Source organism: Leptolyngbya sp. GGD, assembly GCF_026735145.1.
In the GTDB taxonomy this organism is placed as follows: Bacteria; Cyanobacteriota; Cyanobacteriia; order Leptolyngbyales; family Leptolyngbyaceae; genus Leptolyngbya; species Leptolyngbya boryana.
This window is the reverse complement of record NZ_JAPQKE010000025.1, coordinates 1-2,253: the sequence shown is the minus strand read 5'-3', so window position 1 is coordinate 2,253 and position 2,253 is coordinate 1. Positions and strand designations below refer to the sequence as shown.

Annotated in this window: 2 protein-coding genes; one reads left to right on the top strand and one right to left on the bottom strand. The window is 45.1% G+C overall.

The genetic code is table 11. From position 1 onward, the window contains the following. Nucleotides 1-64: 64 nt before the first annotated feature. Nucleotides 65-894 (top strand): IS1 family transposase gene (locus OU814_RS31245; RefSeq protein ID WP_268243321.1). Its coding sequence is split into 2 segments (ribosomal slippage): nucleotides 65-406 and nucleotides 409-894, totalling 828 coding nucleotides; the frame shifts between segments, so codons are not numbered across the junction. Nucleotides 895-1,292: 398 nt separating this feature from the next. On the opposite strand, the gene OU814_RS31240 is transcribed toward OU814_RS31245, so the two are convergent. Further along, the coding region (locus OU814_RS31240) for a DUF3732 domain-containing protein (protein ID WP_268243320.1) at nucleotides 1,293-2,253 on the bottom strand (961 nt) is incomplete at its 5' end.

The window sequence follows — 2,253 nt, the reverse complement described above, 5'->3', positions numbered from 1 at the left end:
TGGTAGTGCATCAAATTAATGTGGGACTGATAAAGTAGAGGCAGATTTCTTCTGGAGCCTACCAATGGAATGCCCCCTGTGCGGACACCCGAAAGCCCACAAACATGGCAAGATGCCGAACGGTCATCAACGCTACCTCTGCCCGACTTGCAATCAAACATTTTCAGAAAACTTTGATAGTCTCTACTATCGCCGCCATATCAGTCCTGAGCAAATTCAACAAGTGCTGCAAGCGCACAGTGAAGGCAGCAGTCTACGCGGGGTGAGTCGGATCACTGGACTCGCTTACAACACAGTCGTCAGCATTGTTCGAGCAGCGAGTCAGAGAGCGCAACTGGTACATAATGCGGAAGTTCAAGCGGTCGAAACAAGCGAGGTCAGTGCTGATGAACTGTGGTCATTTGTCTCAAAAAACAAAAGCAATGCTTGAGCCAAGAGCGAGAAACTGGAGATTGCTGGATTGGACTGAGCTTGGCGAACAGCAGTGGATTAATTTTGGCTGCACGAGTCGGTAAACACAATGATGAACTGCTTGAGCAGTTAGTGATGAACACCGAAGGTAAAACAAACTGCAAGCGATTCAATAGTGACGATTGGGGCGGCTATGAGCGAGTCTTACCTCTCGAAATTCAGCACCACATCGGCAAAGATAAAACACAGCGATTAGAGCGGATTAATGGGATAGTTCGACAACAAACCGGAAGATGGCATCGACGACAGAACAAGTTTGGCAAGGTGTGGGAACAGACGAAAGTCACTACCCGGTTAGTCGTGAGCTACTTCAATTGGATCTGGCAGCACAGCCGCTTCAAATCCACTGCAGCACAACGGGCAGGATTAACAGTTCGTTCTTGGGCGTGGTACGATATAGCAACCTATCCTACATTATCCTGATGCACTACCGATATTTCTATGCGAGACAAAACTTTAAGCTACTGCCGACGATCAACTCATTCGAAACGGTCAAAATGAGTTGTCAGCAGGTTCTCAAGTTGATGTAAGCTGCGTGGGATTTGGTTGCTTTCTCTGTCCCAATTCAACCAGGAGCACTAGCGAAATTCAAGAGTATTGAAGAAGTCGCCCAGCAAGCTTTGAATTAAAAACCTTCTAGAGTAGCTTGACCAGGAAACCCTATCAAAAGCTTTCAAAGGGGAACTGGTTGATCAAGACCCAAATGATGAGCCAGTTTCTGTTCTTGTCGATCGTATTGCCGCTGCACGTACATCGCAGTCCAAGCTTTCTAAAACTCAGAAGCAGAAACGGTGAAAATAGCAACTTCTGAACTGCAAAGTTTAAGAGAACCAGGAAGAGGGAATAAGCGCTCTTCCATTCGTCCAAGGCTCTTCAACGACTGCATCTCTAAATCGTTCACTGTAGCTCAAGTTTGCATGTTCAAGGACAATAATTTGAAAGTTAGGTGCTAATTCCTGGCACACATCAAACAGGAAATTGAACATTCGCTCAACGGCAACTATATCTGTTCCTACATTGATCAGTTCCTCTTGGTTGATTCCCTCAAGCACACGGTATTGCTCGTCAGAAGGGAAGTATACTTGCGTGGGTTGGTCGATGGCTAAAAATCTAGGAACAGGGCGATTTTGCTCAACAAAATGCTTGTGAAGAGCAAGTAAGGCAATCAAGTGGCAACCTAGCCAATCTTCCCCACTTCCCATACGAGTCATCGAAATAGGGCGATCGGGTCTATCAGCGATGACTGTTAAGCGATTCAGATCTAATCGATACGGGCAGCGATGCTCCAAGTTCAGCTGATATGCCCATTGGGTCATTTGCTGAGCGATTCGGTTGAGTGCGGAAGTTAAAGCCTCATCGACTTCAATCAAATCTAGCTGTCCAGAGTATAAATTAACCAAATTTTCAGCGGCTCTCACATCAGACTGCAATTGAGAGTTTTCATCTACAAAATTGACGGATTCTAAATATAAGCTAATTCGTCCAACAGTTCGCGCTATGCGGGCATAGGAATTTTGAATTTGTAAAGCGGCTTCCTGCTCTGCAATAACAGACTGGAGAATTTGCTCTTGGTCTCTCAGATTTCGTTTGATAGTTTCCCTTTCTTCTTTTAACTCTTCAATATATTCAAAAAGCCTAGGTTGTTTCACTTCTACGGCTTGTACACTCGATTCTAAGTTTGATAAAGAAGCTCGGATAGTTGAGAGACCGGGAATGGGAACTTCCAGATGAGAGCGACAAAGTGGACACTCCTCTGAGCTAATCTCATCATCATGAAATAAA